This is a genomic window from Larkinella arboricola (genome assembly GCF_003259745.1).
GTDB lineage: Bacteria > Bacteroidota > Bacteroidia > Cytophagales > Spirosomataceae > Larkinella > Larkinella arboricola.
In genome coordinates, this window is sequence record NZ_QLMC01000005.1 from 237059 (window position 1) to 252228 (window position 15170).

The window sequence follows — 15170 nt, forward strand, 5'->3', positions numbered from 1 at the left end:
TGTCTCTTGTCTAACGTCTTGTCGTCGAAATTTTTATGTTGCCTGTTTTTCGAAAAGAAATCAACGGCTTTTTCAGCTCATCGGTTGCCTACGTCATCATGGCCGTGTTCCTGACGGCGGTGGGGCTGATGGTTTGGGTGTTTCCGGATACGAGTCTACTGGAATACGGGTACGCCGATATGGGCGTTTTTTTTAACTTGACGCCCTACGTCATGCTGTTTCTGATTCCGGCCATTACCATGCGTTCCATCGCGGAGGAGGTTCGGACGGGTACCATCGAGTGGCTGCTGACCAAACCGCTGACCCGCTGGCAGTTAATTCTGGCAAAGTTTGTTGCCAACTGGTTGCTGGTGGTACTATTGTTGTTACCAACCCTGGTATATTATTATTCTGTTTATCAACTGGGTAATCCGCCGGGTAACATTGATTCCGCTTCGGTTTTTGGTTCCTACGTCGGTCTGTTGCTGCTGGGTGGCGTGTTTGTTGCCATTGGGTTGTTCGCGTCGTCGATCAACGAAAACCAGGTTGTTGCGTTTGTGATTGGCGTATTTTTATGCTTTCTGTTATACGTTGGTATCAGTTCCGTAGCCAGCCTGGAGTTTTGGGGCAGCTTATCGTATCCGCTGACCTGGATTGCGCTCGATGAGCAGTATCAGGCACTGGGCCGCGGTCTGATCGACTCCCGGAATGTGATTTATTTAGTGAGTGTTATAACCGTATTCTTGTACCTGACCGAGTGGCGCATGACCGCCCTCACCCGCTGACATGCGACTCGACTCCTTAATCAAATGGGCCGCCATTGGCTGGACCATCGCCATTTTTATTGGCTGTGCCTGGCCCAGCGATCACCTTTCTGAGGGGCTGACGACCAACGATAAGTTTATTCACATCAGTATTTTTGGCGGCTGGGGCTTCTTGTGGGGGACGGTTTACCGGCAGCAGCCGGTCCGTCTTTTTATCATTGGCGTGCTGTACGGTCTGGCGATTGAAATTTACCAGTTGGTAATGCCCATCAACCGTAGCTTCGAGTGGCTGGATCTGGCGGCCGATTCGGTTGGCATTGCGCTCGGTCTGATTGCCAGTGTTCTGATGTTGCGGGTGGTTTCAAAAGGGTAATGGTTCCTGCTGTTTATCATACAAAACCGTCAGGATTTCACCCCTGACGGTCCTATTTTCCTTCTTTTCAAATCCGGAGTTTCTACCGCTTTAAAACCGTCAGAACCGGCGACCCGACGGGGTGTTCGCACTTAAACTCGTGTCCCAGCAGCCGGGCCAGGGTAGCGGCGAGCTGGTTCTGGAATAAAACGGGTCCGCCGGATTGCTCGCCCGTTGGTGGGGTATCCGGCCCGATCACGGCAAACCACAACTGGTACGAATCCGGCGTTTTGGTACCGTGTCCTTTCCAGGTGGCTTTCGGGGTGTGGCCCCGTCCGTGATCCGTGGTCACAATCAGGGTCGTTTTTCCGGCGTATTGCGGGATTTGCTGAACGGTTTTCCAGAGATCGGCCAGGAAGGCATCCGCGGCATTTATCATGCGCAGGTCATCGGCGTAGCGCCCGGCATGGGCCAGCCCGTCGGTTTCGTCGAACTGCATAAACAACACGCGTGGACGGTTTTGGAGCAGGTAGTTTTTGGCGGCATAATACGTCAGAAAATCAGGGCGGACGGTTTTGTCCCAAACCTGCGGGGGAACGGTGGTCATCATGCTGTTGAGCAGCGAGTCGGTAGCCGTTTTGGGCTTTTCGATCAGTTCATTGCCCGCGCTGGCGTAAATCCCGGTTTTCCGCTCGTTGACGGCGGCTTCGATTACATCCCAGGACGAAAAAGCCGCAATCTTCCCTTTAAAGTCAGGTTTGTTGTTCAGAAATTCGAGGACGGTCGTGTTCGGGTTGTCGATTTTGTCGTTGGATTTGATGCGTTCATCGGCATAACCGGACAGGATTTCGTTATAACCCGGATAGCTGAACCAGTACGGGTTGGACGTGTTTACCTTACTGCCTTTCAGGCGGTTGCCGTACAGTTGCCCTTCTTTCGCAACGGTATTCCAGAGAAACGGAAAAACCAGCTTACGGCGTTCCTGCGGATTGGCGGCCCAGAAGAATTTGCGGGCCGAAGCGGTGTCGGGCGAGTAGGCGGCATCGAACAGCAGGGTGGAATCGGCACCGGAAAATACTTCCTGCCAGCGAACACCATCGAGCGTAACCAGAATAACATTTTGCGTTTGCTGCGCTCTGACAAATGAAAAAGACGTAACGGCCAGCAGGAAAATCAGACCGGAAATACGGAGTAGTAGCTTCATACGGTTTTGGTGAACGGGGAAGGGATTAGATGAAATGGTAAAGTAACAAAAAGCCGTCAGACCCGCTGGATGCCTGCCTGTTAAATTTTTATGAAAAGAAGAAGTGGGCGCCTGCATTTTTTGTACCTTGAAATTCCAACTTCCGACCCTTAATCTCCCTATGAATCATTCGCTTAACCGTCGAACGTTTCTTAAACAAAGCAGTGTTGGTGCCCTCGGGCTGTCCTTGTTTCCGGCCATTCGGAAAGTGGCGCCGAGTGACCGGCTGCGCATTGCCCACATCGGCCTGGGTGGCATGGGCAACAACCACATGGGCTGGTTTGCCAAACTACCCGAGGTAGAAATTGTGGCACTGTGCGATCTGGATCAGGATCACCTGAACGGCAGCCTGCAACGCCTGTCCGAATTAAACCCCGGCACCCGGGCGCAGGGATATGACGATTTTCGGCGTGTACTTGACCGCAAGGACATTGACGCCGTTACCGTGGCCACACCCGACCACTGGCACGCGCAGATTGCCATTCTGGCGTTTCAGGCCGGTAAGGATGTGTACGGCGAAAAACCGTTGTCGTTCGACGTGCGCGAAGGGCAGAAGATGCTCAAGAGCCTGAACCGTCACAAACGGATTTTCCAGCTTGGTACGCAGATTCACGCGGGCGACAATTACCACCGCGTTGTTGAACTGATTCGGGGCGGGGCCATTGGCAAGGTGCATACCGTTCGGTTGTGGAAAACCGGTTTTCCGCCCGATCTGGGTCCGGCCAACTACCAGACTCCCCCGGCTACGCTGAACTGGGATATGTGGTTGGGTCCGGCTCCGCAGTCGCTCTACACCCCGCAGCGGTGCCATTTCACGTACCGGTATTTTCTGGATTATTCGGGCGGGGTGTTTCAGGATTTCTGGAGCCACATTGCCGATGTGGTCTGGTGGTCGATTGGGCCTAAAAACCTGAAAAGCGTCAGTGCGACCGGGGAAGCGCCGGACGGCATTGCCGACGCTCCCAAGTCCATCAGCATTGATTACGAATTTGAAGACCTGAAACTCCACTGGACCTCGGCGCCCCCCAATGTGCCGGGGGCCGAGAAACGGGGCATTGGAGCGTACTTTGAAGGCGACAAAGGGACGCTGCTCTGCGATTACGGCTCCCGCGAAATAACCGTCAACGGCGTGGTGATGACCGATATTCCGGAAATTTCCCAGGTGATTCCGCGCTCGCCCGGCCATCAGCAGAACTTTGTCGATGCCGTTAAAGCCCGTTCGCAGCCGGAATCCAGCCTGGAGTATGCCCGGCAAATGACGATGCCCATGCACCTGGGCCTGATCTCGTACCGCCTGGGCCGCAAACTGGCGTGGAACCCTAAAAAAGAAAAGTTTATCCACGACCGGGAAGCCAACTCGTATTTATCGAGGGAATACCGCAGCAAATGGGATTTGACGTAATCGCTGGGTGTCGAAGGTGTCGAAGTGCTGGACAGTAACCAGAGGCTGAGTACGCGTAACAGCCTGAACCAGACCACTGGCGGTGTTCGGGCGCGGGTTCTGTATCAGTTTAGGTTTTTAACATATGATAAAACAAGAGTTATAGAAAGGTCGTTTAGAGAGTAAACTATCCGACCTTTCTATGAAGACACTCTTCGGAACAAAAGCCAGTCCCTCGACCGTTCATGCCGCCCTGTTGGTACTGCGCGTCGGCGTTTCGGCGATTATGCTGACGCACGGCTGGCCAAAAGTTACTAAAATCATGGCGGGCGATATGGCCTTCGGTGATCCCATCGGGATTGGCAGCACGCCGTCGCTGATTCTGGCAACGCTGGCCGAGTTTCTGGGGTCTGTCCTGCTCATCCTCGGCTTTCAGACCCGCGCTGCTGCCCTTGTGCTGGTGATCAACATGCTGGTCATCACGCTCTTTGCCCACGGCAGCGATCCGTTCGGAAAAAAGGAAATGCCGCTGCTTTACGCGCTGATCTATCTGACCATTTTCTTTGTGGGACCGGGGAAATACTCCGTGGACGGGCAGGCCAGCAAGACGTGGCCGGGATGATAACCAATTCCCGTAAAACGCTGCTTTTTAACCGTTTCTAATCAGTTGGAAGCCGTTGCGCCCGTTGCCACCGTAACCGCCCCTGACTCGCTCAGTTTGCTGGCATCGTCCGGTTTCAAATGCCAGTCGTTATCGAAATAGCCTTCGGCCACCGGTGTCTTGTACGTTCCTTTGAACAGAATAAAATCCTTGAAACCGGACGTCACGGCCATCGCCCGGTTGTTCAGCGAGAAACCGCCCGTTGGGGCCTGGGTATCCGTCCACCAGGGCAGTCCGGAATTGATGGTTACGTAGTGGTTATTAACCGGGAAAACGTAAAACAGGCCGTAATCGGTGGTGTTGGGGTTCAATTGAATGGGTAAACGATCGCTGAATTTGGCAACCAGAGAATTGGTTTCTTTCGTACCGAACAGCACCAGATTGGCGCTTTCCAGATCGCTGGGCCGAATTTCTTTGTCGGCCAGAATGCGCGGGAAAACCATGATTCGTCCCAGAAACTCACCCCGGTACGCTGACCAGTTGGCCGCCTGAAACGCCTGCTCCTGACGGTTTTTGAGTTCTTCGGGAGAAGGGTTGTCGGCGGTTCCGTAGACGTACACATGCCGGTCGGCGAAGGGTTCGCTCAACGGTCCTTCAGCACCCGGACGTTTGGCGGTGGGTGTGGGCTGATACGGCGTAACCTCCCAACCACTCTCGCGTTTGACCAGCGTTACGGCATCGCTCGTCGGTGCGCTAACGGTTTTACCGTCGATGACTACCTCCAGCGGCTTTTTGGCTTTAAAACTACGGTGTCCGGCCAGTTTCAGGGTAAGCGCCCCGATGTTCGAGGTGGTTACATCCAGGTGGTTCGGACTACTGAATCGAGCATCGACGGTTGCCAGCGTTCCGGGCGTTAACTGGTCAATCTGAACCCAGTATGCCGAGTTGTATTTGTATTGTCTGGTGGAAAACCGCACCCGCTCCGGAAAACGGTTTCGCTTAAACTTGTCGAACCAGCTAAAAATAAACCCGTCCTGATACGCATTCACCCAGCTATCGTGTTTTACGCCGGGGTATTCCTGGTAGATAATGTTCACGCCCGCATCCTTGAACCGCTGCACCCATTCGCGGGTTCCTTCCACTTTAACGGCCGGGTCGGCGTCGCCCTGAAAAATGTGAACCGGGTAGTTGAGCGCATTGCCCGCGAGCGCATCCGTACCTCTCGGCGGGGCGGGGCAAACCGGCGCAATGGCCGCCCACACATCCGGACGGCTCAGGCCAATCCATAACGTGCCACCACCGCCCATCGAATAACCCGTCAGGTACACCCGATCGTCGTCAATGCTGAACTGCTTCTTTACGTCGGCCAGTACATCGTACACGTCTTTTTCGGCAACGCCCTGATAGCCAACAGTTCCTCTTGCAAATGGTGAAGCCACAATGTAATTAACATCCGCCCATTCCGGAAAGTATTTCGTGGCTTCCACGTCGGTTTCGCCGTTGATGTTGCTTTTGCCGAACACCCGCCGGAGCGACAGCCGGTGGTTCGACCCCGCGCCGTGGAGCATAATCACCAGTGGGTATTTCTTTTTGGGATTGTAATTTTTCGGGAGGTACAAACCGTACGGCTGCTCGGTGTCATCAACGTTCGAGAAAATGGTCAGCACTTGCGGGCCGGGCGGAAGCTTCTGGGCAAACAGGCGGCTTCCTACGCCCAAAAGAAGAATGGTAAGCAGCAAAACGTGAAAAATTCGGTGACGAATCATGAGTGAGAAAGGTAAGGTGATACGGTTTTTCAGAAATTACTTCGTTTGCCACAGATTGGGCAGAAGCCGGTAGTAGAGCAGATGGCGCCAGGTCCCCAGTCGTGGGCACCCTCGCCACCGACGTAATAATCGTGCCTGATGTTATGCTTTTGCAGGGCTTCGTGCAGGGCGACGGCCCGCTGGCCAATGGTGGCTACTTCGCCCGTTCCCTGTCCGACGAGCAGGTAATCGACTTTCTTGTTGACATCCGGATCGTTGAGGAACTTCGCGCTGGTTTGCTCGGTGTTGACATCCCCGGAGCTCAGACAGCCGAACGAACCAAACAAATCCAAGCAGTTGAAACCAACCAGTTGCGTATGCCGTCCACCCATCGACAAACCGGCCAGCGCCCGGCCTTTGGGTTTGGTTACCGTACTATAATATTTGTCAACAAAGGGTACAATCTGTTTACGTAATTCCTCTTCAAAAAGTTTGAAAGTCAGTTCCGTATGCCGGGGGTCGGTGCGGTGAATCACCTGATTGTTCGGCATGGCAATGATCATCGGAACGGCTTTTGCTTCGGCAATCAGGTTGTCGGCAATGAAATTGGCCCGACCGTCGATGGCCCAGGTTGAAGCCAGTTCTCCGCTGCCGCCGAGCAGGTATAAAACCGGATATTTTTTCTTAGGATTGTAACCGGGTGGCGTGTAAATGTAAATTTCGCGTTCACCGTTCAGAACGTCGGAGTGGTAAACATGGCGGGTTACGGTACCGTGAGGAACCGGGCGGGCATCGTAATAAGCCGGTCCATCACCGTGTACAACCAGTTGGCTGTAACCCGGCTGATCCGAAAAACCCGTCAGGGTGTTGTTGGGATCGACCACGGTAACACCGTCAATGATAAACCGGTAGACGTATATATCCGGCTTTACGGGACCAACCGTCAGCGTCCAGAGCGTATCCGTCTCTTTTTTGAACGGTATGGGCTGGGTGGCCTTTAGCGCCAGCAGAATCGGTCCGCCCGTAAGCATCACTTCCTGAGCCCGGGGCGCTTTCAGCCGAAAGGTGACCCGATGGTCGTCGCTCACTTCCGGCGAAATAACGTTCGCACCGAAAGGATTCAGGTTTTGGGTATTTTTGTGCGGATTCCAGTCCAGATTGACGTGGGCCTGCTGCGCCCGGGCCGAGGGGAGCAGCGCCAGCAAAAAGAGCGAAAGGAAGAATGGAATGGGTAGTTTTTTCATCATAGTATGAAAGCGCAACGCTGACTGGTTAAAAATAAATACTGAATATGTACGGCATACATAAAGCTTATTTTTTATTTTTTCTTCATGGATTACCAAAAACAACTGCAAAACTATTTCGCGGAAGCTGATGAAAACTGCCTGCCCGGTCTTTCAATTGATTGTGTCATCTTCGGATTTTCCAATAATCAGTTAAAAGTATTGCTGTTGCGCTGGAAGTATACCGAGGAGTGGGGATTACCGGGTGGGTTTATTTACAAAACGGAATCGGTCGATGTGGCGGCTCAGCGGATTCTGAAGGAGCGAACCGGCATTAACAAGCTTTTTCTGCAACAGTTTCACACCTTTGGCGACGATGTTCGGTATAACCGGGAAGAAATCAGCCGGAAGCTGCACTGGCCCGATCCGGCGACGCGCCGGTGGCCTAACCGAACCGTTTCCATTGGCTACTTTGCTCTCGTGGATTTCTCAAAAGTAACGCCCACTGCCGATTTTCTGACGGACGAATGCCGCTGGTGGGACGTTGAAAACCTGCCGTCCCTGCTTTTTGACCACAATCACGTCATTGAAGTGGCACTCAAAACCCTGCGCGTTCAGTTAAGCTGGCAGCCCGTTGGCTACAACCTTTTGCCCGAAAAATTTACGATGCCGGAATTACAGCGGCTCTACGAAACCATCCTCAACCGGCCGCTCGACCCCCGGAATTTTTCCAAAAAAATGCGGGCGCTCGGGATTATTGAGCGGCTGGAAGAGCAGCGAAGGGGAGGGGCTTACAAGTCGCCGTACCTGTTCCGGTTTGATAAAGAAAAATACAAAAAGGCGCTGAAGGAGGGCAATCTGGCGTTTAGTTAACATTTTAGGAGTTGGGTCCGACGGACCCAACTCCTAAAATGTGTTCTTAGCTCAAATACTGCTAACTGGCCGCATCTTCGGCCATCCATCGGGCCGCCTGCCCAACATCGATACCGGGGGTCGAGTCGGTAATCCGCTAAGAACCCGTGCATCAATGCGTTTCAGGAATTCCCTTCCGGCAGCCATCGGAGCTTACTTTATTTTTTGACCAGACTGAATTTGACGCTGGATAAAGACAGGAGCGGCTCGATGGCTTTCGCCTGATCGTTTTTAAAGACCAGATAAACATCATGAATACCGCTGGTTTCCTTTAGCTCAATTTTTGGTGGACCCGAACTCCGCGGTGCTGGTGCGGCTGTCGTGGTCGATTTGGGTTGAGTCGTGGTGCCGCCCGCGTTCTGGATGGAGGTAGCCGTGGGGGCTGCCGACCGGGGTTGGGCCACGCCGATGGTAGTCTGACCGATCAGCTCACCCGTCGGCGAATCCAGCCGCACTTCGACGGTTCCGCCAACGGCCCCTTCGCGTTTCTGGGCCGAAGCAACCAGCTCCAGTTGCTGAATGTCGGTCAGGTCCAGTTTTTTAAACCCAATGTAACCGTTGGAGAAGGCCATCAGACTAACCCCGGCTCCCATACCCCGCGCCTTGATGTCAACACCTTTGGCAAGTTCGGCCTGATCGGGGCTCAACTCCGGATTACGCAGGATAAGCTGGCTCTCGGCGGTTTGCGAAGGAATCGTTTTGACCGGCCGGTCGGTGTAGGCTGCCCGCACCAGAACCGAGCCTTTGCCGTTGTCACCTTCCGGAATTTTGACGGTATAGCTGCCCTGCGCTGGCAAGGTGCTCAACGTTTTTTCGGTGCTGTTCAGAATATATTTTACAATCGCTGCGGCATCGCCTGCGGGCATGGCCGGGTGGGCAGGCATCGCCACTTCACCCCAGACGCCAGCCCCGCCATTGATGACTTTTTTGATCAGCCGGTCCGTGGCTTCACCCTGGCCTTTGTAGCGGTTGGCAATGTCGTGGAACGACGGCCCTACCGATTTCGACGCGACCTGGTGGCAAACTTTACAATCGCTCTGGCTGATCAGCGTCTGGGCTACGGCAAACTGCGTAGAGGCATCGACACTGCGCTGGCTCTGAATGACTTCGGCGTAATCGAAACCTTGCGAGGTGTAGTCGATGCTGATGGCCACCCGCGACGGGTCGATTTGTCCCGGGGCCGCCTTCGACTGGGCAAGGCTGCCGTCTTCCTTATCCGTCACCTGAACAGCGTACTGAATCGGTTTGTTGGGGAAGAAAAAGGTTTTGTTGCCGGTTATGTTTACCGCAACCGTGGGTGGTTCGTTGCCCGCAATGATTTTAACGGCCTGGCTGTTGCTGGCTCCTTTGGGGTCGGTAACGGTCAGGGTGGCGGTATACACACCGGGTTTGTCAAACGAAACCGTCGGGTTGGCCGTTGTAAATGTACGGGCGGCCACGCCCGGAGCGGCTACTTTCCATACGTATTTTAGCGCATCGCCGTCAAAATCCTTGGTTCCTTCCGACGATAACGTTATCTGGAACGGAACCTTACCGCCTTTTTTGCTGGCCGCTGCCTGCACCACGGGTTTGCGGTTACCACCGTTGTATTCGATGCGCACAAGCCGCGAGTTGTCGCTTCTGCGGAACCAGTTGCTGCCGTATTCCAGAACGTACAGATCGCCATCCGGCCCGAATTTCATATCAATGGGTTCAACGGGTCGGTAGCTCGGCAATACCCGTTCCATCGACTTGTAGTCACCGTTTTCGTCCATCGTAATGGCTATAATCCAGCCCCGCGAAAAATCGGTAGCAATCCATTTGCCTTCGTAATAGGCTGGCCACGGACGTTTCGGATTCTTGAAATCGGAGCGGTGGTAAATCGGGCCGCCCGTCGCCGAACGAGAACCGCTGCCCACCAGCGGGAATTTCTCGGAAACTCCGTACGGATAGTAAATGAAATTTGGCGCAACCGGTGGAAGCTCCGTTAAGCCGGTGTTGTTGGGCGAGTTGTTAACGGGCTTTTTCGGGTCTTTTTTCTCCAGCGGTTTGTTGTTGGCGTAATCATAAACCGGAAATGCCTGATCGTTGCCGACAAACCAGGGCCAGCCGAAGTTACCCGGTTTGCGGGCCTGGTTTAACTCATCGTAACCACGCGGGCCAATTTCGCTATCTTCGTTGGCGTCGGGGCCGACTTCACCCCAGTATACATAACCGGTTTTGCTGTCAATGAAAATCCGCCAGGGGTTGCGGTGGCCCATCGAGTATATTTCCGGGCGGGTTTTCGCGGTTCCTTTCGGGAACAGGTTGCCTTCCGGAATGGTGTACGTACCGTCGGGTTCGGGATGGATGCGCAGGATTTTACCACGGAGGTCGTTGGTGTTTCCGGCATGGCCCTGATCATCCCAACTGGCCCGACCGGGGCGCTCGTCGGTTTGGGCCGCCTGCTGGTTTCCGGTATTGTTCCCCACCGTCAGATAAAGGTTTCCGGCTTTATCCCAGGTCATACCGCCCCCCGTGTGGCAGCAGACTTCGCGCTGTGTGGTTACGTTCAGCATCACCTTTTCGGAACCCTCAACGAGTTTGTCGTCAACCAGGTCCCAGCGGGTCAGCATATGTTTTTTCTCGGTAGGGTGGGCATAATAGAGGTATACCCAGTGATTCTTCTCAAAATTAGGGTCCAGCGAAAGACCGATCAACCCTTCTTCCGCTTCGCGCGATACGCCCTCGGCATTGGTGTATTTGGTATTTACCGGAATGGTGGCAATCAGGCTGACGGTTTTGCTGGCCGGATCGTATTTCTTGAAGCCACCTTTGCGTTCGATGATGTAAACCGCCCCGTTCGGAGCAACTTCAAAGACCATCGGTTCGTCCAGACCTTCGGTGACCACGACCGGCGTAAACCGGCTTTCGTCCGGCTTCTGATCCCTGGGGTTATCCTGCCGGGTAAAGGAAACCAGCCCGATCAAGAGCGTGGCATTGAGCAGAAAGGAAAAAGACTTGGAAAAAGAATTTTTAAACATTACAGTTAAAGTTGAAACTTACATCGGTTTGTTGCTGGATTTCTATTCACTAAAAAAAGTCATTCGCTGCTGCGGAATCTTCCTGTTTCTGAGCGGAAACAGCAAAGATTTGAACAACGAATGACTTCGGTAAGTAAGCAAAATAGTGAAACCGGTTACATCGGTTTAGATTTCTTGCCTACCAGTTTCAGGTCAAGGCTGAAGGTGTCTTCAATGATTTTATCAGCCGCCGTACCGATGATTGCAGCCCGGTATTTGATGTCATAATCCAGCCGGTTGACGGTCAGTTTGGCCGTAGCTTCCACATTGTCGCCCTCCAGTTTAACCGTAGCCGGGAACGTAATGGGTTTGGTCGTGCCTTTAATCATCAAATCACCGGTCACGTTGTAGTTCGGTTGACCGGCAGCGGCACCGGAAATCGGCGCCAGTTTGGTGACTTTAAACGTTGCCGTCGGGTTTTTATCGACCGCAAAGAAATCGTCGTTTTTCAGGTGCCCAACAACCCGCTCGTTGCCTTTGTTTTCGCTGAGGGAGGTCATGTCGGCGGTGAACGTTCCGGCCGTTAGTTTATTCCCGTTGAACACAAACTCACCTTTGGACAGTTTGATGTTGCCCGTATGTTCGCCACCGACTTTCTTGGCGTTCCAGACGATGGTGCTTTGCTCGGTATCGACGGCATACGTAACGGTTTTGGTGACGACGGCTCCGGGGCGTTTGTCGGGACCGTGCGTTCCGGCAATAATCGTCAACGGGGTAGACGCCAGCATAGCCATGGCGAGTAGTCCGGCAAAAATTCGGTTGGTTTGCATAATAGAGAGGTTAAGTTGATAAACGGTTTACGTTAGCAAGATAAACAGAATTACAGAACGAAACATCCTGTAATTCTGTCGGTAAAGTGGAATAGTCAGAAATTATTTCTGCCGGGGACGGCCACCGCCTGCGGGCTGGGTTTGGGGCTGTTGAACAGCGCCACCGCCGTTGTCGTCGCCACCGCTTTTCTGGTCGTCGTTGTTGATGGATTTTTTCCGGCGGCCTAGGCTGAAGCCCGATCCATCCATGCTCATTTTACCCAGTCGATACGAGAAGTTCACGCGAACACCGGCATTGTACATGCTGTTGACGCTACGCTGTGAGACCAGCGGTGAAATTGTCTCGGAACGAATTTTGAACGGATGGTTAAAGAAGTTTTCAGCAGAGAGACCGATGCTGCCGCGCTTGCTGTTGAAATCTTTCTTCACACCCAGGTTGTAGAAGGCAAAACTGCCCTGGTACCCCTGGAGGTTGATCTGCCGTCCGCGACCGCCACCGAAGCCCTGGATACCCCAGCCGTTTTTCAGCGTAATGCTGGTAAACAACCGGCCACCCAGCACCCAGCCTGAATTGGAAGCACCGTAGAGGGCGCTGGCGTTGTTGTTGGTCAGGTAAGCGTGATAGAGGTCAAAACCGCCACCCAGTTGCCAGATGGAGAACAGCGTTACGTTTGTGAAGACGTTCATCCCGTAGGCGCGTTCCGTTCCGATGTTTTGCGTGGTGGTGCTGACAACGGTCTGGAAATTCGGATTAAGCTCCGTACCGATGTTGCGGGTGGCCGTATCCCGGAGGCTCATGATGGAATTGTCCGTAATCCGGGCAAATAACGTTGCATTCAGGTAGAATTTCTTGACCTGACCGCTTAATCCCAGTTCGACGTTGTCGGTGTATTCGGGCGACAGGTTCGGGTTACCCTGGCTGATGTTCAGCGGGTTGGCCGCATTGATGTTCGGGTTCAGGGATTGGATACCCGGGCGCTGAATCCGGCGGTTATAGGCCAGTTTGATGATTTTTCCGCCCTTGATTCCTTTCGAGATATTGACACTCGGAACAAAAACACCGTAATCCGGAATATCCTTTACACTGCCGTTTAGCTGTTCGCTGTTGTTGTCAAAGCGGGCGTTGATGAAGGTGTATTCGTAGCGGCCCCCGGCTTTCAGCGTCCATTTGGTTTTGGTCGATAAGGTATAGGCGGCATACAGGGCCGTGATGTTCTGGTCGTAGTTCAATCCGTTGGACGGCTGAATCGGGCTCAGTTCGTAATTTTCGTTATCGCCGGTAGTCGTATAGAACTGATAGTCACTGTTCATTTTCCGGAAAATACCCTTACCCCCAAATTCCAGCAACTGATTGCGTTTGATCGGGGTCTGGTAGTCGAGCTGCAGGGTCGATTCCTGGTTATGGCTCAGGTTATTGTTCCGCTGACGGCCCGTGATCGTGTGCATATCCGTACCGTTGAGCAGTTCGGTTATGAAATTGTTCGTGTTGTTGTTGCGGCTGTACAGACCCAGAATGCTCAGTTCCTGATTGGTCTTGTACGTTTTGGTGTAGCTAACGTTGGCATCAACCGTTCCGGACAGGTTTTTCGACTCCACGTTCCGGCCCGACTGCGTGACCAATTGGTTGACGTACGACATGGTTTGCAGGTTGTCCTGGAAGTTGATCATGTTCCGCAGACCGTACCGTACCGTGGCCGACAGCGACGTATTTTTGTCGATGTCATAATCCCAGCCAAACTGGTAGTTGCCAAATAGTCCGCGCTGGCGGGTATCGGCCGACTGAATGGTCGTGGTCGTGCCGGTCTGGCCAATGGTGGTCTGCGTATTGTTGAAGGCTCCCCTGACGTTGTACATGCCCCGGCCAAACCCGCCGAGGTTGAAGCCCATTTTGCCCTGACGGTAGCTGGCGTTCAGGTTCAGGTTTGAACTCCGGTTTCCGGTGCCAACGTCCATGTTCAGGGTCGCTCCCTGCAACGTATTTTTCTTGGTAATGATGTTGATAATCCCGGCAGAACCTTCGGCGTCGTACTTCGCGGAGGGCGATGTAATAACTTCTATGGACTTGATCATGTCGGCCGGAATCTGCTTGAGGGCGTCGGCTACGCTGCTGGCAATGATCGTTGACGGTTTGTTGTTGATCAAAACCCGGACGTTACCGCTCCCGCGCAGACTGACGTTCCCGTCCAGATCGACGCTCAGCATCGGCACTTTCCGCATGATGTCGGCGGCATCGCCCCCTTTGGAGGTAATGTCTTTTTCGGCATTATACACCAGACGGTCTACTTTTTCTTCAATAAGGGCCGCCTGTCCGGTCACAACGACTTCATTCAGTGTGCGGATATCCTGCGAGAGCTTGACGATGCCCACGTTGATGTCCGAGCCTTTTTCAATCTTAATCAGGTTGGATAGCTTATTCTGATACCCCAGGAAGGAATATTGCAGACGGTATTCGCCGGGGGCCAGTTTCGTTAAAGAGAATTTCCCTTTGCCATCCGCCGTAGTTCCGTCGATGGGCTTACCGGTTTTGGTGTCAATCAGGGCAATTGTCGCGAATTCGACGGGTTGATTGGAGGTGGAATCCATCAAAAAGCCGTTAATCTTGCCGTTGCCACGCGGTTTGTCGTCATCGGCGGTGCCGGGAATGAATGTTTTGTCCTGTTGATTGGTACGCTGACCCGGTTGGCTAAACCGACCCGGTCCGCCAAAACCGCCACCTCCGCCCGGGAACTGGGCGAATGCCTGGAATGCTCCCAGGCTTAAAATTCCTAAAAATAGTGAGAAGGAAAACTTTGACATGAGTTCGATTTCATTGGAAAATGAATGTACAAAATAACCATGGCGCAGGTGATCTATAAAATGGAATAGACTAAAACGGCAGGAACGTCGCCGGATGCCGTCTTTTCACCGATGAACTCCAGTCGTATTTTTTAGATACGAAAGTGTTGGCACCAGGTAAGCGACCGTGTCAGGGCCTTAGTATCAGTGAATTGAAATGGTCTGGAATACAGCCGGTGTGGGAACGTGCGTTGTGGGTCGGCGTAAAGCACCACATCAATCTTCATGTGGTTCAGAAACGCAGTTAGGCATGATTGGAGCGTTTATTTATGACCGGTATGATTGGAGAAACCAACGATTGTCATGCTCAGAAGAAGGGAAACG

The 15170-nt window shown here is 53.2% G+C and carries 11 protein-coding genes; 5 read left to right on the forward strand and 6 right to left on the reverse strand.

The features are described 5' to 3' along the window. The first annotated feature begins 35 nt into the window (after positions 1–35). Both gldF and LX87_RS20160 read left to right on the forward strand, forming a co-directional pair. A complete protein-coding gene (gldF, locus tag LX87_RS20155; protein WP_111630078.1) occupies positions 36–764 on the forward strand; it encodes a gliding motility-associated ABC transporter permease subunit GldF in 729 nt (242 codons plus the stop codon). Between the two features lies 1 nt (position 765). Next, a complete protein-coding gene (locus LX87_RS20160) occupies positions 766–1116 on the forward strand; it encodes a VanZ family protein (RefSeq protein ID WP_111630079.1) in 351 nt (116 codons plus the stop codon). A gap of 82 nt (positions 1117–1198) precedes the next feature. Here LX87_RS20160 and LX87_RS20165 read toward each other — a convergent pair whose 3' ends face one another. Beyond that, the gene (locus LX87_RS20165; protein ID WP_111630080.1) at positions 1199–2299 is read right to left on the reverse strand and encodes an alkaline phosphatase family protein; all 1101 of its coding nucleotides are present in this window, start codon (positions 2297–2299) and stop codon (positions 1199–1201) included. 160 nt (positions 2300–2459) lie between these two features. Here LX87_RS20165 and LX87_RS20170 point away from each other — a divergent pair, with 160 nt between their 5' ends. Both LX87_RS20170 and LX87_RS20175 read left to right on the forward strand, forming a co-directional pair. Then, positions 2460–3740, forward strand: a complete 1281-nt coding sequence (locus LX87_RS20170) for a Gfo/Idh/MocA family protein (protein ID WP_111630081.1) — start codon at positions 2460–2462, stop codon at positions 3738–3740. 181 nt (positions 3741–3921) lie between these two features. Continuing rightward, complete coding sequence (locus tag LX87_RS20175) at positions 3922–4341, forward strand: DoxX family protein (RefSeq protein ID WP_111630082.1); 420 nt, start codon at positions 3922–3924, stop codon at positions 4339–4341. Positions 4342–4382: 41 nt separating this feature from the next. Here LX87_RS20175 and LX87_RS20180 read toward each other — a convergent pair whose 3' ends face one another. Both LX87_RS20180 and LX87_RS20185 read right to left on the reverse strand, forming a co-directional pair. Beyond that, positions 4383–6086 carry a carboxylesterase family protein gene (locus LX87_RS20180; protein ID WP_111630083.1) on the reverse strand — a complete coding sequence of 568 codons (1704 nt, stop codon included), beginning with the start codon at positions 6084–6086 and terminating at the stop codon, positions 4383–4385. A 29-nt stretch (positions 6087–6115) separates the two neighbouring features. Beyond that, positions 6116–7312, reverse strand: a complete 1197-nt coding sequence (locus LX87_RS20185) for an esterase (protein ID WP_229310745.1) — start codon at positions 7310–7312, stop codon at positions 6116–6118. 84 nt (positions 7313–7396) lie between these two features. Here LX87_RS20185 and LX87_RS20190 point away from each other — a divergent pair, with 84 nt between their 5' ends. After that, a complete protein-coding gene (locus LX87_RS20190; RefSeq protein ID WP_111630084.1) occupies positions 7397–8161 on the forward strand; it encodes an NUDIX hydrolase in 765 nt (254 codons plus the stop codon). A gap of 197 nt (positions 8162–8358) precedes the next feature. Here the strand turns inward: LX87_RS20190 and LX87_RS20195 are convergent, their stop codons facing one another. From LX87_RS20195 to LX87_RS20205, 3 genes are all read right to left on the reverse strand, one after another. Beyond that, entirely contained in the window at positions 8359–11202 is a 2844-nt protein-coding gene (locus tag LX87_RS20195; RefSeq protein WP_111630085.1) for a PQQ-dependent sugar dehydrogenase, read from the reverse strand. A gap of 155 nt (positions 11203–11357) precedes the next feature. Next, a complete protein-coding gene (locus LX87_RS20200; RefSeq protein WP_111630086.1) occupies positions 11358–12011 on the reverse strand; it encodes a YceI family protein in 654 nt (217 codons plus the stop codon). A gap of 102 nt (positions 12012–12113) precedes the next feature. Then, a complete protein-coding gene (locus LX87_RS20205; RefSeq protein ID WP_111630087.1) occupies positions 12114–14807 on the reverse strand; it encodes a TonB-dependent receptor in 2694 nt (897 codons plus the stop codon). Between the last annotated feature and the right edge of the window lie 363 nt (positions 14808–15170).

Excerpts from the sequence above, each read along its gene's own strand:
- gldF (WP_111630078.1), top strand. The coding sequence starts at position 36 with ATGTTGCCTGTTTTTCGAAAAGAAATCAACGGCTTTTTCAGCTCATCG.
- LX87_RS20160 (WP_111630079.1), top strand. The coding sequence starts at position 766 with ATGCGACTCGACTCCTTAATCAAATGGGCCGCCATTGGCTGGACCATC.
- LX87_RS20165 (WP_111630080.1), bottom strand. The coding sequence starts at position 2,299 with ATGAAGCTACTACTCCGTATTTCCGGTCTGATTTTCCTGCTGGCCGTT.
- LX87_RS20170 (WP_111630081.1), top strand. The coding sequence starts at position 2,460 with ATGAATCATTCGCTTAACCGTCGAACGTTTCTTAAACAAAGCAGTGTT.
- LX87_RS20175 (WP_111630082.1), top strand. The coding sequence starts at position 3,922 with ATGAAGACACTCTTCGGAACAAAAGCCAGTCCCTCGACCGTTCATGCC.
- LX87_RS20180 (WP_111630083.1), bottom strand. The coding sequence starts at position 6,086 with ATGATTCGTCACCGAATTTTTCACGTTTTGCTGCTTACCATTCTTCTT.
- LX87_RS20185 (WP_229310745.1), bottom strand. The coding sequence starts at position 7,312 with ATGATGAAAAAACTACCCATTCCATTCTTCCTTTCGCTCTTTTTGCTG.
- LX87_RS20190 (WP_111630084.1), top strand. The coding sequence starts at position 7,397 with ATGGATTACCAAAAACAACTGCAAAACTATTTCGCGGAAGCTGATGAA.
- LX87_RS20195 (WP_111630085.1), bottom strand. The coding sequence starts at position 11,202 with ATGTTTAAAAATTCTTTTTCCAAGTCTTTTTCCTTTCTGCTCAATGCC.
- LX87_RS20200 (WP_111630086.1), bottom strand. The coding sequence starts at position 12,011 with ATGCAAACCAACCGAATTTTTGCCGGACTACTCGCCATGGCTATGCTG.
- LX87_RS20205 (WP_111630087.1), bottom strand. The coding sequence starts at position 14,807 with ATGTCAAAGTTTTCCTTCTCACTATTTTTAGGAATTTTAAGCCTGGGA.